The organism is Bradyrhizobium sp. USDA 3364 (genome assembly GCF_054056355.1).
This window is the reverse complement of the sequence record NZ_JBSRYG010000002.1, coordinates 3,810,475-3,831,224: the sequence shown is the minus strand read 5'-3', so window position 1 is coordinate 3,831,224 and position 20,750 is coordinate 3,810,475. Positions and strand designations below refer to the sequence as shown.

Annotated in this window: 26 protein-coding genes and 1 pseudogene; 7 read left to right on the top strand and 20 right to left on the bottom strand. The window is 65.7% G+C overall.

Annotation, left to right across the window (positions count from 1 at the left end):
- The first annotated feature begins 20 nt into the window (after positions 1–20).
- Positions 21–1,094 (top strand): tartrate dehydrogenase, encoded by a 1,074-nt coding sequence (locus ACVILL_RS18080; protein ID WP_456730290.1) that lies wholly within the window; start codon positions 21–23, stop codon positions 1,092–1,094.
- Positions 1,095–1,329: 235 nt separating this feature from the next.
- Here the strand turns inward: ACVILL_RS18080 and ACVILL_RS18075 are convergent, their stop codons facing one another.
- The 10 genes from ACVILL_RS18075 to ACVILL_RS18030 all read right to left on the bottom strand — a co-directional run bounded on the left by ACVILL_RS18075 (position 1,330) and on the right by ACVILL_RS18030 (position 8,481).
- Positions 1,330–2,088, bottom strand: coding sequence for a serine O-acetyltransferase (locus ACVILL_RS18075; protein ID WP_456730289.1), 759 nt, complete (start codon positions 2,086–2,088; stop codon positions 1,330–1,332).
- Positions 2,089–2,236: 148 nt separating this feature from the next.
- On the bottom strand, positions 2,237–2,728 hold the full coding sequence (locus tag ACVILL_RS18070) for a DUF2852 domain-containing protein (RefSeq protein WP_021080144.1): 492 nt from the start codon (positions 2,726–2,728) through the stop codon (positions 2,237–2,239).
- A 130-nt stretch (positions 2,729–2,858) separates the two neighbouring features.
- Positions 2,859–3,572 carry a TetR/AcrR family transcriptional regulator gene (locus ACVILL_RS18065; RefSeq protein ID WP_456730288.1) on the bottom strand — a complete coding sequence of 238 codons (714 nt, stop codon included), beginning with the start codon at positions 3,570–3,572 and terminating at the stop codon, positions 2,859–2,861.
- 105 nt (positions 3,573–3,677) lie between these two features.
- A complete protein-coding gene (locus tag ACVILL_RS18060) occupies positions 3,678–4,211 on the bottom strand; it encodes a dihydrofolate reductase family protein (protein WP_456730287.1) in 534 nt (177 codons plus the stop codon).
- Between the two features lie 193 nt (positions 4,212–4,404).
- A complete protein-coding gene (locus ACVILL_RS18055; protein WP_456730286.1) occupies positions 4,405–4,770 on the bottom strand; it encodes a hypothetical protein in 366 nt (121 codons plus the stop codon).
- Positions 4,771–4,908: 138 nt separating this feature from the next.
- The gene (locus tag ACVILL_RS18050; protein WP_456730285.1) at positions 4,909–5,334 is read right to left on the bottom strand and encodes a YciI family protein; all 426 of its coding nucleotides are present in this window, start codon (positions 5,332–5,334) and stop codon (positions 4,909–4,911) included.
- A gap of 155 nt (positions 5,335–5,489) precedes the next feature.
- Positions 5,490–5,906, bottom strand: a complete 417-nt coding sequence (locus ACVILL_RS18045; protein ID WP_456730284.1) for a YciI family protein — start codon at positions 5,904–5,906, stop codon at positions 5,490–5,492.
- A gap of 117 nt (positions 5,907–6,023) precedes the next feature.
- Positions 6,024–7,232 (bottom strand): serine hydrolase domain-containing protein, encoded by a 1,209-nt coding sequence (locus tag ACVILL_RS18040; RefSeq protein WP_456730283.1) that lies wholly within the window; start codon positions 7,230–7,232, stop codon positions 6,024–6,026.
- Between the two features lie 80 nt (positions 7,233–7,312).
- Positions 7,313–7,684: a nuclear transport factor 2 family protein gene (locus ACVILL_RS18035; RefSeq protein WP_456730282.1), complete on the bottom strand. Its 372-nt coding sequence runs from the start codon at positions 7,682–7,684 to the stop codon at positions 7,313–7,315.
- A 143-nt stretch (positions 7,685–7,827) separates the two neighbouring features.
- Positions 7,828–8,481, bottom strand: a complete 654-nt coding sequence (locus tag ACVILL_RS18030; protein ID WP_456730281.1) for a glutathione S-transferase family protein — start codon at positions 8,479–8,481, stop codon at positions 7,828–7,830.
- A gap of 499 nt (positions 8,482–8,980) precedes the next feature.
- Between ACVILL_RS18030 and ACVILL_RS18025 the strand changes: the two are divergent.
- Positions 8,981–9,646: pseudogene (locus tag ACVILL_RS18025) on the top strand (methyl-accepting chemotaxis protein); the annotation flags it as partial.
- 266 nt (positions 9,647–9,912) lie between these two features.
- Positions 9,913–10,701: an SDR family NAD(P)-dependent oxidoreductase gene (locus ACVILL_RS18020; protein ID WP_456730280.1), complete on the top strand. Its 789-nt coding sequence runs from the start codon at positions 9,913–9,915 to the stop codon at positions 10,699–10,701.
- Between the two features lie 264 nt (positions 10,702–10,965).
- On the opposite strand, the gene ACVILL_RS18015 is transcribed toward ACVILL_RS18020, so the two are convergent.
- Both ACVILL_RS18015 and cobS read right to left on the bottom strand, forming a co-directional pair.
- Positions 10,966–11,535, bottom strand: coding sequence for a histidine phosphatase family protein (locus ACVILL_RS18015; RefSeq protein WP_456730279.1), 570 nt, complete (start codon positions 11,533–11,535; stop codon positions 10,966–10,968).
- Positions 11,536–11,541: 6 nt separating this feature from the next.
- A complete protein-coding gene (cobS, locus tag ACVILL_RS18010) occupies positions 11,542–12,294 on the bottom strand; it encodes an adenosylcobinamide-GDP ribazoletransferase (protein ID WP_456730278.1) in 753 nt (250 codons plus the stop codon).
- Positions 12,295–12,447: 153 nt separating this feature from the next.
- Between cobS and cobT the strand changes: the two genes are divergently transcribed.
- The 3 genes from cobT (at position 12,448) to ACVILL_RS17995 (ending at position 14,462) form a co-directional block, all read left to right on the top strand.
- Entirely contained in the window at positions 12,448–13,461 is a 1,014-nt protein-coding gene (cobT, locus tag ACVILL_RS18005) for a nicotinate-nucleotide--dimethylbenzimidazole phosphoribosyltransferase (RefSeq protein WP_456730277.1), read from the top strand.
- 174 nt (positions 13,462–13,635) lie between these two features.
- Positions 13,636–13,926, top strand: a complete 291-nt coding sequence (locus ACVILL_RS18000) for a hypothetical protein (protein WP_016842535.1) — start codon at positions 13,636–13,638, stop codon at positions 13,924–13,926.
- Between the two features lie 113 nt (positions 13,927–14,039).
- A complete protein-coding gene (locus ACVILL_RS17995; RefSeq protein ID WP_456730276.1) occupies positions 14,040–14,462 on the top strand; it encodes a hypothetical protein in 423 nt (140 codons plus the stop codon).
- Between the two features lie 220 nt (positions 14,463–14,682).
- On the opposite strand, the gene ACVILL_RS17990 is transcribed toward ACVILL_RS17995, so the two are convergent.
- The 6 genes from ACVILL_RS17990 to ACVILL_RS17965 form a co-directional block, all read right to left on the bottom strand.
- Positions 14,683–15,093, bottom strand: coding sequence for a VOC family protein (locus ACVILL_RS17990; protein WP_456730275.1), 411 nt, complete (start codon positions 15,091–15,093; stop codon positions 14,683–14,685).
- A gap of 117 nt (positions 15,094–15,210) precedes the next feature.
- Positions 15,211–15,747, bottom strand: a complete 537-nt coding sequence (locus ACVILL_RS17985) for an SRPBCC family protein (protein ID WP_456730274.1) — start codon at positions 15,745–15,747, stop codon at positions 15,211–15,213.
- A 31-nt stretch (positions 15,748–15,778) separates the two neighbouring features.
- A complete protein-coding gene (locus ACVILL_RS17980; protein ID WP_456730273.1) occupies positions 15,779–16,189 on the bottom strand; it encodes a DoxX family protein in 411 nt (136 codons plus the stop codon).
- Between the two features lie 360 nt (positions 16,190–16,549).
- Entirely contained in the window at positions 16,550–17,827 is a 1,278-nt protein-coding gene (locus ACVILL_RS17975; protein WP_456730272.1) for an RNA polymerase sigma factor, read from the bottom strand.
- Positions 17,824–18,192 (bottom strand): YciI family protein, encoded by a 369-nt coding sequence (locus ACVILL_RS17970; protein WP_456730271.1) that lies wholly within the window; start codon positions 18,190–18,192, stop codon positions 17,824–17,826. Before ACVILL_RS17970 ends, ACVILL_RS17975 begins: the two co-directional genes overlap by 4 nt.
- A gap of 187 nt (positions 18,193–18,379) precedes the next feature.
- Complete coding sequence (locus ACVILL_RS17965; protein WP_456730270.1) at positions 18,380–18,661, bottom strand: hypothetical protein; 282 nt, start codon at positions 18,659–18,661, stop codon at positions 18,380–18,382.
- Between the two features lie 87 nt (positions 18,662–18,748).
- Between ACVILL_RS17965 and ACVILL_RS17960 the strand changes: the two genes are divergently transcribed.
- Positions 18,749–19,714 carry a 2-hydroxyacid dehydrogenase gene (locus ACVILL_RS17960; protein ID WP_456730269.1) on the top strand — a complete coding sequence of 322 codons (966 nt, stop codon included), beginning with the start codon at positions 18,749–18,751 and terminating at the stop codon, positions 19,712–19,714.
- Positions 19,715–19,871: 157 nt separating this feature from the next.
- On the opposite strand, the gene ACVILL_RS17955 is transcribed toward ACVILL_RS17960, so the two are convergent.
- Together ACVILL_RS17955 and ACVILL_RS17950 are read right to left on the bottom strand one after the other, a co-directional pair.
- A complete protein-coding gene (locus ACVILL_RS17955) occupies positions 19,872–20,351 on the bottom strand; it encodes an SRPBCC domain-containing protein (RefSeq protein ID WP_456730268.1) in 480 nt (159 codons plus the stop codon).
- Positions 20,344–20,748 carry an ArsR/SmtB family transcription factor gene (locus ACVILL_RS17950; protein WP_456730267.1) on the bottom strand — a complete coding sequence of 135 codons (405 nt, stop codon included), beginning with the start codon at positions 20,746–20,748 and terminating at the stop codon, positions 20,344–20,346. The genes ACVILL_RS17955 and ACVILL_RS17950 overlap by 8 nt, the downstream gene beginning before the upstream one ends.
- Between the last annotated feature and the right edge of the window lie 2 nt (positions 20,749–20,750).

Here is a 20,750-nt window from a genome sequence, read left to right as displayed (position 1 = left end):
CACTGATCCGGAGACAATTCATGCGTACCCATTCCATCGCCGCCATCCCCGCCGACGGCATCGGCCCCGAAGTGATCTCCGCGGGTGTCCGCGTGCTCGAGGCGCTGGCCAAGCGCTCAGGCGACATCAGCTTCAACGTCAAGACCTTCGACTGGGGCTCGGACTATTACAAGAAGCACGGCGTGATGATGCCGGCCGACGGCTTGGCTGAACTGAAGAAGTTCGACGCGATCTATTTCGGTGCGGTCGGCGCGCCCGACGTGCCCGACCACATCACGCTGTGGGGCCTGCGGTTGCCGATCTGCCAGGGTTTTGACCAGTACGCCAATGTGCGGCCGACCAAAATCCTGCCCGGCGTCGCCTCGCCGCTGCGCAATGTCGGCGTCGGCGATCTCGACTGGGTGATCGTGCGCGAGAACTCCGAGGGAGAATATGCCGGGATGGGCGGCCGCGCCCACAAGGGCCTGCCGGAGGAAGTCGGCACCGAAGTGGCTGTCTTCACCCGCGTCGGCGTGACGCGGATCATGCGCTACGCGTTCCAGCTCGCGCAGTCGCGGCCGCGCAAATTCCTCACCGTGGTGACCAAGTCGAACGCGCAGCGCCACGGCATGGTGATGTGGGACGAGATCGCCGCCGAAGTGGCGAAGGAATTCCCCGACGTGACCTGGGACAAGATGCTGGTCGACGCCATGACGGTGCGGATGACGCTCAATCCGAAGAGCCTCGACACCATCGTCGCGACCAACCTGCACGCCGACATCCTGTCCGATCTCGCCGGCGCGCTGGCTGGCAGCCTCGGCGTGGCACCGACCGGCAACATCGATCCGCAGCACCGCTATCCCTCGATGTTCGAGCCGATCCACGGCTCGGCCTTCGACATCACCGGCAAGGGAATCGCCAACCCGGTCGCGACCTTCTGGACGGGCGCGCAGATGCTGGAGCATCTCGGCGAAAAGGACGCCGCCGCGCGCCTGATGGCGGCAGTCGAAAGGGTGTGCGCGGCCGGCGTGCTGACGCCCGATGTCGGCGGCAAGGCGACGACCAAGGAAGTGACGGACGCAGTGATCGACGCGATCCATGGATCGAATGTGTGAGGGGCGGTAGCTCTCTCATCATGCAGTGAGGCGAGCACACTAGCAGGGCTCCCTCCCCCCTTGCGGGGGAGGGTTGGGGAGAGGGGTACCGCTTGCTCCGCCCTCCATTAGAAACGGCGATGCACGCTACGCAGGTTGATGCAGCGATATCGCACCTCGTCTATCTCGCCCCGGGGCCACCCCTCACCCCACCCTCTCCCACAAGGGGAGAGGGAGCCTGAGAGGCGTGCTCGCCTTACGCAGACACTCCCGCCTCCGCGCAATTGGTCAGCCGCGCCGGCACACCGACGGCGGTGCAGCCGGCCGGCACGTCCGACGTGACCAACGCGCCGGCGCCGATCTTGGCGAAGTCGCCGATCGAGAGATTTCCGATCACGGTGGCGCCAGCGGCGAGCAGCACGCCGTGGCCGATCTTCGGCGCACGGCGCGGATCATCCTGGTGCCGCGCAATGGTGACGTTCTGCAAAATCGTGACCTCGTCGCCGATTTCGGCCAACGCGCCGATGATGATACCGGTGCCGTGATCGAGGAAGACAGCCGCTCCGATCCGGGCCGACGGATGAATGCTGATCTGCAACTGATCCGCCGCAGCACTCTGCATCAACAGCGCGAGGTCGGGGCGATCGTGGCGCCAGAGCCAGTTCGAGATGCGCCAGGCCTGCAGCGCGACGTAGCCCTTGAAGTTCAGGAGCGGCGGCAGGAAACCCGTGATCGCCGGGTCGCGGCGGACGATCGCCGTGAGATCGGTGGCCGCGGCATCGATCAGGGCGGGCTCGGCCGCGTAGGCCTCGCGGGCGGTCCGCATGAACTGGGCGCGGTCGGACTCCGCGCGGCAGATAGCCCGGCCGATCAGGAAGGCGAGCGCGCCGCCGAGGTCGCCCTGATCGAGGATGAAGGCAGCCGACGCCTCGAGAAAGCGATCGGCAGCGATCGCGGCTTCCGCTTCGCGCCGGATCGCAAGCCAGAGATCGCCGGCCGTCATTGATCCCGCCATGGTCACCTCATCGTCCGACCCCTGACGATAGTGTGTGCATCACCAACGCAAAATGCAAACCGCCCGCTTGCTCATCGCAAACGGGCGGCTCAGGGCCATCAGGTTCTATGGGGGCACATCGCCTGAAGGCTAGCTGTACCTCGCGTGATCAGCTCTGCGGCGGCTGGTCGTTCGGCGGGGTCGGACGGGTCTTGTGCTGCGCCATGAAGGCGTCGAACTCTTCCTTGTCCTTGGCGTGGCGCAGGCGATCGAGGAAGTTCTTGAACTCGACCTGCTCCTCCTCGAGCCGGCGCAGCGTATCCTGGCGGTACTCGTCGAAGGCGCGGTTGCCGCTGGAGGGCGGGCCGAAGCCGCCGAACGGGAAGCCGCGGCGCTCCATGCGGCTCTTCATCCGCTCCATCTTGTCCTGCATGCGCTCCATCTTGTTCTGCCAGCGATCCATGTCGTTGTGACTCCAACAGGCCATTTTTCTGCTCCCGAGTGTGAAAAAGAGAAGGGCGAGACCGATCGGCCACCAGATCATGAAGCCAAGGATGATCCCGGCGATCTTCAGGGGATGCCACGGCGTCGCGTAGAAGTACGGGCGGTAGGGTTCTTCGACGGGGCCGCGCCAGCGATTGACATCAGCGGTGTAGGCCATTTCCTTCTCCATCACGGCATCACGCCGTTGTGAATGTAAATAACATTTACATAGGTAGCCCATCCCTTGGGAAAGTCAAGCAGCGCGGATGACGCACCCGTCGGATTATTTTTGGCCTGGCCGTTGAACCTTATTTCGGCTTGCCCCACGGGCCGGACTTCTCGCCGGCCAGTTTTTCGTCGGCGGCCGCGGTTCCAGGCCGCTGGTCGGTCCGGAAGCCGAGGCCGCGCAGATAGATCAGCACCTCGGCCTCGAGCAGATCCTCCGGCGACATCGGCAGCTTGCGCCGCGCGGCATCGCCGCGGCCGAACAGCGAGGCGACGCCGTGCGACATCGCCCAGATGTGCAGCGCCATCATCATCGCCGGCGGACGCGGCATGCCGGGTGGCGCCAGTGCCGCGAGCCGCTCGGCGGCGGCGCGGATGATCGCGAATGCGCGCTCGCTCGCGGCCATCAGGGTCGGATTCGAGTCGACCGGCAGGCCGGATTCGAACATCGCGGAATAGAACGCGGGCTCCTCGCGCGCGAAGGCGAGATAAGCCTTGCCGACCCGCTCGAACGCCGTGACGGTATCGGGACGGCCGTCGTCCCAGGCCTGCGTCAACAGCGATTCGAATTGCTCGAAGCCGCGCTGCGCGATGCTGGCGATCAATTCGTCACGGTCGCGGAAATGCCGGTACGGCGCGGCGGGGCTGACGCCGGCCATGCGCGCGGCATCGGCGAAGGTGAAGCCGGCCGGCCCTTTCTTCGAAATCAGGTCGAGGGCTGCCTGCAGCAACGCCTCTTTGAGATTGCCGTGATGATAGCCGCGCTCGGCGCGGCCTTGGTCCTTGCGCCAGCTCATGTGAACGGCTTTTACATGAGCCGGCGGTAAAGGTCACTAGCGCGAGGGTAGCAGGTCAATCAAGATTAACGGACCAAGTCCAAGCCGTCAGCCGACGCTGCATGGCTAGGCGGGGACGTAGGTCAACCTGATCGTGTTCTCGCCCAGCCGGTCGCTCGCCAGCAGGCGGAGCGGCGCGCGAGGGGCGGCGAAGAAGGGCTTGCCGCGACCGAGCACGACGGGACGGAGGTAAATTTGATACTCATCAATCAGGCCGAGCTCGGTCAGACCTCCCGCGAGCTCCGGTCCGGCGACTTCGATCTCTCCGTCGAGCCGGGCCTTCAAGTCGCGCACCGCCGCCGCTAGGTCGCCCGCGACCAGGGTCGCGTTGGGTCCGACCGACGTCAGCGAGCGCGACACGACCCATTTTGGCTGGCTCCGCCACGCGGCCGCGTAATCGCGCTCCTCCGCATTCCAATCGGGGAGATCGTCGTCCCAGTAGCGCATCACCTCGTACATGCGGCGGCCGTACAACATGCCGGTCACGCTGCGCACCTGCTCGATGAAATGACGAAACAGCCCAGGTTCTGGCGGCATTGGCTGGTCATGATCGACATAGCCGTCGAGCGACTGGTTCAATCCAAAGACGAGCTTGGCCATCGCGCGAGAACTCCACCTCAGGTTTTTCAAATCTGCCTGCGCCGGCCGACCTTGCGGCGACGTCGCTCTCGGGGCCGGGATGGCGGCTCTCCCCGCATCCGCGGAGAGAGCCGCCACCGGGCGCCACGCGCCACCTCTTCCGCGAGCGGAAGAGGCTCAGGGATTCTGCGACGATGTCCTGGCGTCCCGGCGCCTAACGCCCCGGGATCGGCAGCACCGGCATGATCTCGACGGCCTCGCCGGGGAAGATCGAGAAATGCGGGTGGTTCTCGAACAGCTTGGCCGCCGCCTCATGCGAGGGCGCGCGCACCACGGTGAAGCCGGTCATCAGATTGGCGATGTCGGCGGTGCCGCCGGCGCCGACCTTCTTGGTCTTGCCGAGCGGTCCGCCCATCTCGACGATCACGTCCTGGTGCCTCTCGACCCAGGCGCCCCAGGCGGCCATACCCTGCTGCTCCTTGGCGCGCCGCTCAGTCTCGGGCATCGCGTTCCAGGCTGCCATCCGCGAACCGGTCTTGCCGCCGCCGAGATAGACGGCGAGGAAGGTGTTGGTGCTCATCTTGCGTCTCCGTTGTGGTGGTTGGGTTGATCGTCGGTGCGTGGGGCGATGACGCCGTGCGGCGGCATCGCGTGTTGTCCTTTGTTTGCGCATGATCTTCTCGGAAAACCGCTTCACACTTTTCCGGATCATGCTGCGTCAGCGCAGCGCCTTGCCCCAACCGCCCTGCGGATGCTCGAAGGTCGCGGCGGCCTGTTGCACCTCCTCGGAGAAATCGGCCATCTCCTGCACCTGGCGGATCTCGATCATCTCGTTCGCGGTGGCCGGGCACTTCTTGGCCCACTCGACCGCCTCGGCGCGCGAGGCGACCTCGATCATCCAGAAGCCGCCGATCACTTCCTTGGCCTCGGTGAACGGACCGTCGATCACGACGGGGACGCCGGTGTCGAACTTGACGCGCGCACCTGAAGCCGGCGGATGCAGGCCCTCCAGCGTAATCAGGACGCCGGCATCCTTCAGCGCCTGATTGTATCGCATCATCGCGGCGACCCGTTCGGGGTCGAGCTCGAGCTTGGCTGGCGCGGCCTCGTAGCCGAGCGGGATCATCAGCATCATGAAACGCATTGGTCGGATCTCCTTATCTGTTGAAGCACTCGCAATCTTCACCCTCGTCATTCCCCGATGCGTCACCAGACACAGGCCCGGAATCCATGACTTGCGACGGCGGTCATGTATTCCGCGCTCAGCGCCTGCGCGATATCGCGGAATGACGTCGAGTGTCATTTCCTGCCTGCCTGCGCGCGGAGGCGCTCTTCCTGCTCGCGCAGCTCGGGCGTCAGCGCCTCGCCGAAATCCTCGGCCGCAAACACCTGGCGGATCTCGATCTCCGAGCCGCCGTTGAACGGCGCGCGCTTCATCCAGTCGATCGCTTCATCGAGCGACTTGGTCTCGATCAGCCAGAAGCCGCAGACCAGATCGCCCGTCAGGCCAAACGGTCCGCGCGACACGGTGCCCTGCCCGCCGGCGTATTTGACCCGCGCGCCCTTGCTGGTCGGATGCAGCCCCTCGCCGGCCTGCATCACGCCGGCCTTGACCATCTCCTCGTTGAACTTGCCCATCGCGGCGAGCAGCTCGGTGCTCGGCATCACACCGGCCTCGGTATCCTTGCTCGCCTTCACGATCACCATGAACTTCATCGTCCTGCTCCGTTGTCTCTGGGCCGATCTCAGCACCGGCACTCGGTTGAAAGACGATGGAGGATTTGCGCGACCGACACGGGCATTGAAATTATTTCCGAGGTCATTGACACCGCGCTAGTCGTCGATCGCCTGATAGGCGAGCGTCCAGAAATCGGTGAACACCGGAAGCGGCTGCGGTGAATCCATCATGCGCTGGGTCAACAGGATTCCGGTCATCGCCTCGCGCGGGTCGGAATACCAGGAGGTGCCGTAGCCGCCGTCCCAGCCGTAGCGGCCGGGCACGTGGCTGAGATCGTCGCGCGCGGTGAACACCGACAGACCGAAACCCCAGCCGCGGCCGGCGCCGAGCAGGAATTCGGATCCCCGCTTTTCGTCCGGCACGAGCTGATCCGAGGTCATCAGCTCCACCGAGGGACGCGACAGGATGCGCTCGGTACCGAGCCGCCCGCCATTGAGCATCATCTGGGCGAAGGCGTTGAAATCGTCCGCGGTCGAGACCAGCCCGGCGCCGCCATTCTCGAATAGCGGCGGCGCGGCATATTTGCCGGTCGCGGGTTCGTCGAACACGTTCAGCGTGCGGGTCGCGGGATCGCCGGCATAGCAGGTCGCAAACCGCGCCAGCTTGTGTTGCGGCACGTGGAAAGCCGTATCCTTCATGCCGAGCGGCCCGAAGATCCGCTGCTGCAGGAACTCCGCGAACGTGGTTCCGGCGACACGCGCGATCAGCACGCCGAGGATCAGGCTCCCCGTATTGTAGAGCCAGCGTTCGCCCGGCTGATAGGCCAGCGGCAGCGTGCCGTAGCGGCGCATCAACTCGTCCGGCGGAAATTGTGGAAACACCGGCCCGGGCGCGAAGCCGGCATCCGCGATCGCCATCTGGATCGGATAGCGTGCCGGATACATCGGGATCATGCCGAGCCCGAGGCGGAAGGTGAGCAGATCGCGCAGCGTGATCGCGCGCCGCGCCGGCACCGTGTCATCGACCTCGGCTTCGATGCTGCGCAACACCTTGCGGTCGGCGAGTTCGGGCAGCCAGCGATCGAGGGGATCGTCGAGCCTGAGCCGGCATTCCTCGACCAGGATCATCGCGGCGACCGCCGTCACCGGTTTGGTCATCGAGGCGATGCGGAAGATGGTGTCGCGCTGCATCGGCGGCCCGCCCACCGCCATGCGTCCCAGCACATCGGCATGGATCTCGCCGCGACGGCTGACCAGCGCCACGAGGCCGGGCACGTCGCCATCGTCGATACGGCGCGCCAGCACCTCGCGCATGCGGCCGAGCCGCGCCGGCGACAGCCCACTGCTCTCACTTGTGACCGACATTGTCAGGGTTTCCTTTGCAGAGTTCATGCTTACCAACGACGACGCCCGGACGAGCGCGCGATCGGTATCGCGAGGCTGACCTAGCGCTCCTGCCTGACGAGTTCGCCGTCCTGATACGACGGGCCGAAATAGACGTCGACGCGCGACACCTTGTCGCCGTCGAACACGAAGAATTCGGTGTTGCGAAAGCTCTTGCCGTCTTTGGCGACGCAACGATAGGTGACGAAGGCCTCAGCTCCGTCGACCATGATGCGCTCGATCTCGTGGCGGCCGATCCAGCCTGAGTCTCGCCAGCACTCGGCGAAATAGCGCGGCTTGTCGATGTTCTCGCCATAGGGCGTCGAGAAGCGGAAATCTTCCGCGAACGCCGCCTCGACGCTCGCGCGGTCATTGGCGAGATAGGCGGTGAAGAGGGAGCGGATGATCTCCGCCCTGTTGCCAGCTGCAGCCATGTCGTCTCCACATGCATCGCCCGGGCCTCCGGAGCGCCAATTGCTCCAGAACCCGGGCCTCAGGTGGAAGACGAATGGAACGGCGCGAAAGCGACATCGCGCCGTCATTTATTTTTCGGGACGGGCCGAACCAGGGTTCCCGGTCAGGACTCCCTGGGGAACATGCCGAAATAGGGCTCGGCCTCCTTGAGGACGCGGGCAAAGGACCGCCGTGCCTTCAGCCGCTCGAGATAGGCCGCCAGACGAGGATGGCCCTCTCCGAACGGCTCGACCTTGTCGCCGTAGAACAGCGCCGGCGCGGCGGAGCAATCGGCCAGCGAGAAGCGCTCGCCCATCATCCAGCCGCCATGGGCGAGATACTGATCGAGGATCACATAGGAGGTACGGATCTGCGTCCGCGCCTCGGCGACGCCATGCGGATCCTTCTTGTCGGCGGGCCGCAGCCGGTCGCCGACGACCTTCTGCATCGGCAGATGGACGTAGAGATCGAGGAAGCGATCGCGCAGCCGGGTCTGCAGCGCGAGCTCCGGGTCGTCAGGAATCAACCTGACGGCACCAGGATAGTGGCGGTCGAGATATTCGATGACGATGCTCGATTCAGGCACCGTCTCGCCGCGCGTCTCGTCGCGAAGCACCGGAAAGCGGCCGATCGGCCAGAGCGCGAGCAGCGCCGCACGCTCGGCGGGATCGCCGAGATTGACCATGTTCGGCGTGAATGGCGCGCCGTTCTCGTAAAGCGCGATCAGCGCCTTCCAGCAGAACGAGGACAGCGGGTGGTAATGCAGTGTGAGCGACATCAGAACTCCATCATGGAACCAGTGCCCCGAGGACGACGCGCAGACCGCCGTGCCGACATCTCGTGTGAGGATTATTTTGCCGTCGCGCCGGCGTGGAGGGCCGGCATCGACGCGGCGCGCATTCGTCGTGGATGCGCATCGAAGTGCAAAATCGATTCGTGAAACCGTCGGCAATATCAGACTTCGTAATAGGCCTATCAGCGTTGCTGAAGAGCACGCGTTCGGATCATCCGAATCAGACGAAAGTCGTCATCGATTTCCGCACGTAAGATTAGGTGAACATCGCATATCGACTAAGGAGGATAACGTGCACATCAAAAAATTCCTTGGCAAGTTGAGATAGATGTGCGCGCGGTGCAGTGCGTTATGCAGTCCGTGCCAAGCACGCGAGGCGCAGGCTTTACCGATGCTAAACGGCTCGCTGCAACCTTTCCGTGAGTTGCCACGATCCGCTTTTCCCCTCATCCCGTTTCATTGTTCGAACCTTCACGGACCCCTGATCGCCAAGGGCGGCCGCGAGATCTGGATCCAGGCCTCCTACAACCCGATCCTCGATCTCACGGCAAGCCCTACAAGGTGGTGAAATACGCCACCGACATCACCGCACAGGCGATCGGCCGCAAGAAGGCCGACAGCGCGCGCGGCCTGATCGAGGCGGTCGCCGCCGGCAGCGAGGAGATGAGCGCCTCGATCCGCGAGATCTCGGAGACCATGACCAAGTCGAAGCAGAACGCCGCGGTCGCCACCGGCCGCGTCGAGGCTGCCGACGGCCAGGCGCAGAAGCTCAACGCCGCAGCGCAGGCGATGAGCGGCATCGTCGAGATGATCTCGAGCATCACCGGGCAGATCAACCTGCTCGCGCTCAACGCCACGATCGAATCGGCGCGTGCCGGCGAAGCGGGCCGCGGCTTCGCGGTGGTGGCCTCCGAGGTGAAGAGCCTCGCCAACCAGGCCAAGCAGGCGACCGACACGATCTCCTCGGAGATCGAATGCGCTGAACTCGATCGCCGCCGCAGTGGCAAGCTCGCTGTCCGAGATCAAGGCTGCGATCGCCGGCGTCAACGAATACATCACCTCCACCGCCGCCGCGGTCGAGGAGCAGAGCATCGTGACGCAGGACATGTCGACCAACATGCAGCGCGCATCCGCCGAGTTGGCGGCGTAAGTCGCGGTGCGATCCTCGAAGGATGGCGGCCCGGGCTGGGGGCCGCGCATCCTTCGAGACGCGCCTTGCTACCAAGTTGAAAGAGCGTAACGGAACCACTGCCTCCCGTCATTGCGAGCGAAGCGAAGCAATCCACCTCGTCACACCGGGAGAGAGGTCGATTGCTTCGTCGCTATCGCTCCTCGCAATGACGGGGAGCTGGTTGACATCACGAGGTAAAGGTCGCAGACGGTCGGGACTTCCTGCCCGAACCGATGGACCTGCCGATGACATCCTCTGCACAGAAAGTCGCACTCGTGACCGGCGCCGCGCGCGGCATCGGGCTTGCAGCAGCGAAGCGCTTTCTCGCTGACGGCTGGCGCGTCGCGCTGCTCGACATCGAGGGGGCGCTGCTGGAGGGCGCTGTTGCGGCGCTGAAGCAGCCCGACGACACGCTGGCGCTGACCTGCGACGTATCGGATGCCGCTGCCGTGGCCAAAGCGATCACGGCGATCACGAACCGCTTCAGCCGGCTCGACGCGCTGGTCAACAATGCCGGCATTGCCGTGTTCACGCCGGTGCTGGAGACGTCGGACGCCGACTGGAGCCGGATCATGGCCGTCAACCTCACCGGCCCGTTCCTGTTCACCAAGGCGGCTGCGCCCTTGATGCGCGAGCATGGCGGCGGCGCGATCGTCAACATCACCTCGATCTCGGCGGTGCGCGCCTCGACGCTGCGCTCGGCCTACGGCACCAGCAAGGCCGGCCTCGCCCACCTCACCAAACAGCTCGCGGTCGAGCTCGCCTCGCTCGGCATCCGCGTCAACGGCGTGGCGCCCGGCCCGGTCGAGACCGCGATGGCCAAGGCGGTCCACACGCCGGAGATCCGCGCCGACTATCACGATGCGATCCCGCTCAACCGCTACGGGCTCGAGGAAGAGCTGGCGGAAGTGATCTTCTTCCTGTGCTCGGATCGCGCGAGCTACATCACCGGACAGATCCTCGCCGTCGACGGCGGCTTCGACGCCGCCGGCATCGGCCTGCCGACCCTGCGCGGCCAGCGGCGGAATGGGTGAGACTTCCATACAATAGGACACACCATCACCGTCACCCCCGCGCAAAGGCTTCGCCTTTGCGCGGGGGTGACGGGGCGCGCAGCTCTATCCGCGTCATTGCGAGCGAAGCGAAGCAATCCATCGCGCGGCATACGCGGAAGCATGGATTGCTTCGTCGCTTCAGCGCAAAATTGCTTTGCAATTTTGTCGCGAGCTCCTCGCAATGACGGGGTGAATAGCTTCACAAGCTCTCAGGATGACGGAATTTCCAGTGCCGTAGAGCGACTAGCGTCCATTCACCGCGACGACACGCCAAGCATTCTCGAGCCTGTCGATCCGCGTCAGCGACAGCGGGTCGATGACGAAGCGCAGCGCCAGTTCCGGCGCGAGTTCGAGCGCGATCGCGAGAATGGCGCGGATGGTGCCGGAGTGCACCACCAGCACGACATCGCCGGCCGGCAGGCGTGCCAGCCCCGCCCGCGCACGTGCGATCTGGTCGGCAAAGCTTTCGCCGCCCGGCGGCCGGTTGGTGCCCGGCGAATTCCAGAACGCGCGATAGGCTGCCGGGCCGAGCTCTTGCTCGATCTCGCTATGACGACGTCCGGTCCAGTCGCCGAAATCCTGCTCGCGGAATGCGTCGTCCTCCGTTGCCGCGAGGCCAAGCCGTGCCGCGGTCTCGCAGGTGCGCCGCGCCGGACTGCAGATCACGTGAGCGCCGCCCGGCAGCCGCGCTTGCAGTCCCGCGAAAGCCGCAGCATCGCCGAGGTCCGCGGGCGCATCGGGTGCGTGGATCACGCCGCGCGGTCCGTCTACCCGTGCGTGGCGGATCAGCCAAAGACGTGTCTCGTCATCCATCGTCGCTCATCCGAACCGCGCCGCCAGCAGCACCAGGATCGCGGTCTCCGCGACCTGTTCGGCGCCGCCGAGCACATCGCCGGTCTGGCCTCCGATCTGCCGCTTTGCCAGCAGTGCCATGACCAATCCGCTCGCGCCGGCCGCGATCGCAGCGAGCAATGCGCTGGCAAAGGGCAACGCCAGCAACGCGACCCCGAGCGCAATGGCGATCGCGACCGCTGCGATTGTTGCGTCAGGCTTTCCGGCATTGGCCGCCAGCCCATCGCTGCGCGCGTAAGGCAGGCTGATCGCGATCCACGGCAGCACGCCGCGGCCGAGCGCATGCGCGGCAATCAGGCACTGCACCACAAGGCCGTCGGGGATCGCCGCGAGCGCCGCAAGCTTGGTGGCGAAGCTCACCAGCAGCGCCAGCGCGCCATAGGTGCCGAGCCGACTGTCGCGCATGATCTCGAGCTTGGCCGCGACATCGCGGCCGCCGCCGAACCCGTCGGCGACATCGGCGAGCCCGTCCTCATGCAGCGCGCCGGTCAACAGCGCAGCCCCGCCGAGCGCGAGCGCCGCCGCGGCGAGATCCGGCACACCGATCGCCCGCAGCAGCAGGCAGAACAGGCCGATCGCAGCCCCGATGCCGGCCCCGACCAGCGGGAACAGCCGCTGCGCCCGCGCAAAACTCTCCGGTCGCGCACCGTCCGGATGCGGCATCGGCAGGCGGGTCAGAAAGGCGGTGGCGGTCCTGAGATCGTCGAGCCATTGATTCATGGTGAAGGCCTGGAAATTGGGCTAAAGCGCAACGAGATCGGACTCAATCTCATCGCGCTTTAGCTTCTTGTTTGCGCATGATCCATTCGGAAAACCGCTTCACAGTTTTCCGGATCATGCTTTAGTTTGCGGCCCGCTCGATGAGGGAATCGCATGCAGTTCAGTACTCTAGACGACATCCGCAGCTTTTGTCGCGACCTGCCAGAGGGCGACGAGGCCAGTGCTGCTGCCGCCACACAGCGCCAGCAGAACCTGACCAAGCCGCCGGGCAGCCTCGGCCGGCTGGAGGACGTCGCGATCTGGCTGGCGCGCTGGCAGCAGCGCGAGATCCCCCGGCTCGACCAGGTCACGATCGCGGTGTTCGCCGGCAATCACGGCATTGCCGAGCGCGGCGTCTCCGCCTTCCCGTCCGAGGTCACCGCGCAGATGGTGGCGAACTTCGCCGCCGGCGGTGCCGCGATCAACCAGATCGCAAAGCTCGCCGGCGCCGAGCTGCGTGTCGAGCCGCTCGAACTGGCACGGCCGACGCGCGATTTCACGATGGCGCCGGCGATGGACGGCGCCGATTTCCTCGTCGCCCTCGACACCGGCTGGCGCGCGGTGCCCGAGCAATGCGATCTGCTCGTGGTCGGCGAGATGGGCATCGCCAACACCACGGTGGCCGCGACGCTGTGCGCGGCATTGATGGGCGGGCGTGGTGCGCGCTGGGCCGGCCGCGGCACCGGCGTCGACGATGCCGGCCTGCTGCGCAAGCGCACCACGATCGATACCGCACTCAAGATGCATCGCAACCTGCTCGACGATCCGCTCGCCGTCGCGGTCGCACTCGGCGGGCGCGAGCTCGCGGCCATCGCGGGCGCTGTGCTGGCTGCGCGTGCACGATCGATCCCGGTGCTGCTCGACGGCTTCGTCGCGACGTCTGCGGTGCTGCCGCTGGCGCGACTTGCCCCCGACGGCCTCGCACATTGCCGCGCCGGGCATGTGTCGGCCGAGCTTGGCCACCGTGAACTGTTGCGGGAACTCGCGCTCGCCCCCCTGCTCGATCTCGAGATGCGGCTCGGCGAAGCGTCCGGCGCAGGGGTCGCGATCCTGCTGCTGCGCGCCGCGCTCGCCTGTCACGGCGGCATGGCGACCTTTGCCGAGGCCGGCGTCTCCGGCGCAGGCTGAGGCCAAAGGCCAACCGCACGGTTCCCCAAAAAGCCGGTGCATAGCCGTGGACATGGGCCGCAATCTTCGCGTGCGCAGCATGACCTGTGCGCGCCGGAGGCCTAACCTGTGCGTCGGTGAGGCGCCGGCCGGCGTCTCGACCAGCGCAACCAGATTCCGGGGAGAAATCACGTCATGTCGGGAGTCCTCATCAATCTGATCATTCAAGTCATCAGCGGAGCCGTCGGCGGCAATGTCGCCGCCGGAGCGGCCAAGAACATTGATCTCGGCACGCTCGGAAACACCATCGCGGGTGCGATCGGCGGCGGCGCCGGCGGACAGCTTCTCGGCATGCTGATCCCGCTGCTCGCCAATTCAGGTGCCACGCCTGACATCGGCAGCATCATCGGACAGGTGGCCGGCGGCGGCGTGGCTGGCGCGGTGCTGACGGCGATCGTGGGCGCGCTCAAGAACCGGGCAGCCTGAGCCGATCTGTAAAGGCGCGGGGGCATCGGTCTTGACGATGCCCCATTCCGGCGCGAGCCTGTGACCTCGGATGCGGCGGGACCCTGATCGCATCGGCGGCAGGAATTGCGCTCATGAAGATACTTGTCGCGGCGACAGCTCTCTGTGCAACGGTCGGCTGTGCGCAGGCGGATGTTCGTATCCTCGCCAGCCCCGGCGGCGAGGTTGGCCCGTTCCTCGAATTGTTCGACAAGGTTCGCGAATCCGGCGAGCGCGTGGTGATCGACGGGCCCTGCCTGTCGGCGTGCACGCTGGTGCTCTCGATGGTGCCGGGCGATCGCATCTGTGTGACGCGGCGCGCGGTGCTCGGCTTCCACGCCGCGCGTTCGATCGATCGGCGCGGTCGGACCTATGCCGAGCCGGAAGCATCCGAGGCGGTGCTGGAAGCCTATCCGGTACGGGTGCGCGGCTGGATCGTGCGCCGCGGCGGCCTGACCTCGCACCTGCTCTTGCTGCGCGGCCGCGATCTCGCCGCGATCTATCCGCGGTGCCGGTAGGGGCTGCTTGACCGGACGACCGACGGCGTTCGCGCCCCGTCATCCCCGCGCAAAGGCTTCGCCTTTGCCGCTGGAGGTGCGAGCGGAGCGAGCCTCGAAGGATGCACGGCCACCAGCCGGGCCGTCGATCCTTCGAGGGCCGCTGAAGAAGCGGCCACCTCAGGATGACGGTGATAGAGCGAGGATCGCAACGCCAAGACTGAAGTGGCCAGCTATCAGCCTACATCTGCTGCGGGCAGTTCACCATCCAGGGGATGCCGAACTGGTCGACGCACATGCCGAAGCCGTTGGAGAAGAAGGTCTTGCCGAACGGCATGGTGACCGTACCGCCTTCGGACAGCGCCTTGAAGCGGCGTTCGGCCTCCCCAGGATCCTCGACCTGCAGCGCGACGTGAAAGCCCTGCGGCTTCTGGAAGTGGCCGGGCGGGGCGTCGGAGGCCATGATGATCTCGCCGTCGATCGTGACGCGGGCGTGCATGATCTTGTCCTTCCAGCCGGGCGGGGTCTGCATCTCCGGACTGCCCTCGCCGTAGGGGAAGGTTTCCTCGATCCGCGCACCGAGAACCTTCTCGTAGAATTTCAGCGCGGCACCGCAATTGCCGTCGTAGGAGAGATAGGGGTTGACCTGCATCGCATGCTCCCTGGGGGTACGGGAGCCTCGTTCGGATCAAATCGGAACGGGGCTCCGGATTCTTGTTTTGACGCGTTTTCTTCACGCGAACCGATAACCACTTCGCTCGAAAACGCTCTATTCTTCAGTCAGCTTCTTCAGATTGGCGAGACCGACTTCGAAATCCCTGCCGATCATGTGATCCAGGTTCATGAACACCTGCATTACCTTCGACATGAAGACGGCCGGACCATACATGGTCCATGTGACGCTGGTCGCATCTCCCTGCGGCAGCATTGTGAACTCGGCGGTGTTGTGGCCCTCGAACGGCTTGATGAAGTCGAGCTTGATGACGATCTTCGACGGCGCGGAGGATTGCAGGATCTCCATGCGGCCGGCGCCGACATTCTTGTTCCCCTCCCAGGCATAGGCCGCACCCTGCCCGCGCCCGGCACCGCTGTAGATCCGCTTCATCGCCGGATCCCGGTTCTCATAGGGCGACCAGACCGTCCACTGACGGAAATCGTCGATCAAGGGAAAAATCCGCTCGGCCGGCGCCTTGATGCTGATCGCACGCGTGACCCGCAGCGTGCTCGGCTTGGTCGCCGCGAGAATGAGGATGACGGCAATCGCGACCGCGAGGATGACGGCGATGATGGCAATGGTCTCGAACATAAATGGTCTCCACAAGGATTGATTGAACAGCTTAGCGGCGGAACGGCAGTAGCGCGCGCAGATTGCCGTCGCGCAGATAGAGCCCGCCCCACAGCATCAGGCCGAGATAGAGCCCGAACAGCGTGTGGGTGAGCAGCGGGCTGCCGATCCGCACATGGGACGCGATCGCGCCGCCGAGATAGCCGGTGAGCAGGATGGCGCCGAGGATCGAGGTCGGCGGCACCGAGTACAACAGCGTGCAGACGATGGTGATGATGCCGAGGCTGCGCGCCAGCGCATCGCTCGCACCAAAGCCCATCTTGTCCATGGTCTCGGTGACGACGGACAACGGCACCAGCTTGATCGCGCCGTCGAACAGCAGGAACAGGATGACCACGCCGCTCATGACGCGGCCGGTGATGCGGGCGGGCTTTGAGACTTCGGTGTCGACGGTCGTCGGCATGACAGGCTCCGTAACGCTTGGTGATGCTCTCTGTCACCATGACGAACGGCGGGGTACGAGGCCGACAGATCGCGGGAAGAATTTTTGAAGAGTGCGACGAAAGCCGCGACCGCGCGGCCAGACTGTTAGAGCGATGTCGATGACCTCACCCGGGGCTTACCCCTCTCCCCAATCCTCCCCCGCAAGGGAGGAGGGAGCCTGACGCCCGCGCTCACGTCACGCGATCAGCTGGCGATGTTCTTGTTCTTATGTGAGGGACATACCGGCGGACGGGTTTCCTCCCCCCTTGCGGGGGAGGGCTAGGGAGAGGGGTGCCGCACGGCAAGCGTTCTCGATCTGCACGCTGACGACGCGCGGCCGCTACTTCGCCTTCACATTGCGCGGCTGGCTGTCCCGCATCAGGCGGTCGATATGCATGCGGATGTGGGCAGCCTCAGCCGTGGTGTTGGCGAGCGCGATGGCGCGGTCGAAGGCGACGCGGGCCTCCTCGTTGCGGCCGAGTTGCATCAGGAAGGCGCCGCGCACGCCGAAATAATGGAAGTAATTGGACAGCCGCGGCGCGAGGGGCTCGATCATCTCGAGCGCGGCTTCCGGCCCCTTCACCTTGGAGACCGCAACGGCGCGATTAAGTGTGATCACCGGCGACGGCTGCATGACCTCGAGCGCCCCATAGAGCAGGTCGATCTGGGTCCAGTCGGTATCCTCGGGCTTCTCCGCGCGGGCGTGAAGGGCTGCGATCGCGGCCTGCACCTGATAGGGCCCGCTGCGGCGGTGGCGCATCGCCTTGTCGATCAGCGCGAGGCCCTCGGCGATCAGCTTCTGATTCCACAAGCTGCGGTCCTGGTCGTCGAGCAGGATCACCTGGCCATCGGCATCGAAGCGCGCCGCGGCGCGGGCGTGCTGCAACAGCAATAGCGCCGTCAGCCCCATGATCTCCGGCTCGCTCTGGAACAGCCGCAGCAGCAGGCGGGCGAGCCTGATCGCCTCCTCGCACAGCGGCGAGCGGATTTCGGCGGTGTCGCCGCTCGCCGAATAGCCCTCGTTGAAGATCAGATAGATCATCGCCGCTACCGAGGCGAGCCGCTCGCTGCGCTCGACCGCGCCCGGCGTCTCGAACGGCACGTTGGCGTCGGCGACGCGCGCCTTGGCGCGGGTGATGCGCTGCTCCATCGCGGCTTCCGAGACCAGGAAGGCGCGCGCGATCTGCTTCACCGACAGGCCGGAGACGATGCGCAGCGCGAGTGCGATCTGCTGCGTCGCCGGCAGGTCCTTGTGACAGCAGATAAACAACAGCCGCAGGATGTCGTCGCGGTAATGCGAGCCGTCGAGCCGCTCGGCGATCTCCTCCTCGGCGTCGTCAAGATCGGAGATCGCCTGGTCGTCGTCGGGCAGCGGCTGCTGCTTCTTGGTGCGGCGGACCTCATCGATCGCGACGTTGCGGCCGACCATGATCAGCCACGCCGCGGGATCGCGCGGCGGGCCGTTCTGCGGCCAGCTTTTCAGGGCCCGCAGGCAGGCGTTCTGGAAGGCTTCCTCGGCGGTATCGAGATTGCGGAAGTAGCGCAGCAGTGCGCCAACCGCCTGGGGACGCGCAGATGTCAGCGCGGCGTCGATCCAGGCGGTGTCGGTCACGCTCACGCCTTGGCACTCCCCTGGTTGAAGTAGCCGACCGGGCGAATCTCATAGGTGCCGCCGGGATTGGCCTCGCCGAGGTCGCGCGCGATGTCGAGCACCTCGTCGAGGTTCTTGCCCTCGACCAGGTAGAAGCCGAGCAATTGCTCCTTGGTTTCGGCGAACGGGCCGTCCAGCACCAGCGGCGGGTTTTCCTTGCGCAGTGTGGTCGCCGCGGTGGTCGGCAGCAGCCGCGCCACCGGGCCGAGCTTGCCCTGCTTGGCGAGCTTGTCCTGCACGACGGACAATTTCTGCATGACCGAGGCGTCGTGCTCCTTGCTCCAGGAACCGACCATGTCTTCGTCATGATAGCAGAGGATGGCGTACAGCATCGAAAAGGCATCTCCGTTCATTGCAAGAACGAACGATTATGCCCGCTGCCGACAGGTGGAGCGAAAGAAATTTAGGTTCCGGATGCCGGCGATGGATTTGACGGACGCATCATTGGCGAGCCTCAACAGATCGAAAGATCGCGGCTCTGGCGATGGCGCGGCCATCACCATGACGAGAATGCTGCGATCACCAGTAGACGCCGTAGCGGGCGGCGATCCGGCGCGCCTTGGCCTCATCGCTCTCGGGGCGGCGGACGTGGCTCCTCTGCACCGGGCGAGACGCTTGCTGCCTCGGGGCCTCTGCCGACCGAGCCTGCGCCGGCTGGGCTTCGGCCTGGGCGGGAGCAACGGCCGGTTGCGCTTGCGCGGGTGTGTCGGCGTTTGCGAGCACCAGGCCGCGGGTCTGACCGGCTTGGGCCGTCGCAAAGGATGCGACGATGAAAGCCGAGGTCAAGATCAGCTTGCGCATAGAAGTTCTCCCCTGTTGATGGCAGGAGACTAGGGGCGGGCGAACCCGCTCTGTGATGTATGTCACATTGTTGTTGGAGGTATCCGGATGGGCAAGGGCGCACTCGCGCTGCTGATCAACGGCGGCTCGGAAAATTGGTCGTCGGCGCGCTGGAAGGCGCGGTTCGACACGGTCTGCCCGGATCGCCCCGTGGTGCTGCTGCCGGGCGGCGCGCTCGACCCCGCCGCGGTGCACTATGCCGCGGTGTGGAAACCGAAGCCGGGCGAGCTCGCTTCGTTCAAGAACCTGCGCGTCATCTTCAACCTCGGCGCCGGCGTCGACGCGCTGATGGCCGATCGCTCGCTGCCCGACGTGCCGCTGGTGCGGGTATCGGTCTCCGATCTCACCGACCGCATGACCGAATATGTCGTGCTGCATGTGCTGATGCATCACCGCCAGGAGCTTTATCTGCGCGAGTCGCAACGGCTGAAGCGCTGGGCGCCGGACTATCAATGGGCGGCCAACGCGATCACGGTCGGCGTGATGGGGCTCGGCACGCTAGGCGCCGCGGCGGCGCAGGCGCTCCGCGCGCTCGGCTTTCGCGTCACCGGCTGGAGCCGCAGCGAGAAGCGGATAGACGGCATCGCCTGCCATCACGGCGCCGAGGGGCTCGACGCATTCCTGCGCGAGACCAATATCCTGGTCTGCCTGCTGCCGCTGACGCCGGATACGCGCCACGTGCTGAACCGCGATGCGTTCGCAAAACTGAACCGCAACAGCCCCCTCGGCGCGCCCGTCATCATCAATGCCGGCCGCGGCGGCTTGCAGAACGAGGCCGACATCCTGCGCGCGCTCGACGACGGCACGCTGGGCGCCGCCTCGCTCGACGTCTTCGAGACCGAGCCGCTGCCCGAGGCGAGCCCGTTCTGGAGCCATCCGAAGGTGGTGCTGACGCCGCATAATGCCGCCGACACCGACGCCGACGAGATCTCGAAATACGTCGCGCAGCAGATCGCGCGCTTCGAGCAAGGCGGCGAGTTGGGGAACGTGGTCGATCGCAAGCGGGGGTACTAGCGCCGCCGTCACCCCATACAAGGTGTCGTCCCGGCGAAGGCCGGGACCCATACTCCGCGGCCCCTCATTGGGGCACGCGGGGAGACATCCTGCACATAATGATGTCCGGTGGTTATGGGTCCCGGCTTTCGCCGGGACGACCGGTGGAGAGGCCGCCTCAGCCGATCCCGGCAACCACCTCGGCGAGCCGGTCGTAGGCGGGCGCGACGCCCTTATCGATGCCGGAATTGAGATGGCCGTCACGCGCCTCCTTGGTCGGATGGCGGATGGTGGTGGTCAGCGTGGTGGTGCCGGCTTCCTCGACGAAGGTCGAGATGACCAGATACTCGTCACTGGTGAAGCCCGGCATCGAGAACGTCTCGCCGAATGCCAGCCGCTCTGGACGCACCACCTCGCGATAGGTGCCGGTGAGTTCATGCTCGATGCCCTCGGACGAGCGGAACACGAACCGATAGGCGCCACCGACCCGCAGGTCGACTTCACACACCGGCATCGTGAGCTGCTCGCAGCCAAGCCAGCGCACCAGATATTCCGGCTTGGTCATCGCATCGAACACAAAGCGCCGCGGCGCGTCGAACTGGCGCGTCATGGCGAATTCGAAATCCGACGGGGTCGTGATCCTCAGCGTCTTATCCACGCGTGCGTCCACGTTGCTTCTCCTGGGTTACTCTGACTTTGCGGTTACTGCGCGGTGGTGCCTTTGCGGCTTCCTCCGCCTTCATCTCCTCGAGCACTCCGTCGAGGCGGTTGAAGCTCTCGTCCCAGAAGCGGCGGAAATTCCCGAGCCAGCCGTCGACCTCCTTGAACGAGGCGGCCGCGATGCGGCACGGCCGCCATTGCGCCTCGCGCCCGCGCGAGATCAACCCGGCATGCTCCAGCACCTTCAGGTGCTTGGAGATCGCCGGCAGGCTCATGTCGAACGGCTTTGCCAGCTCCATCACCGAGGTTTCGCCGAGCGCAAGCCGCGCCAGGATCGCGCGCCGGGTCGGATCGGCCAGCGCCGCGAAGGTTGAACTGAGCGGATCGAGCGGCATGT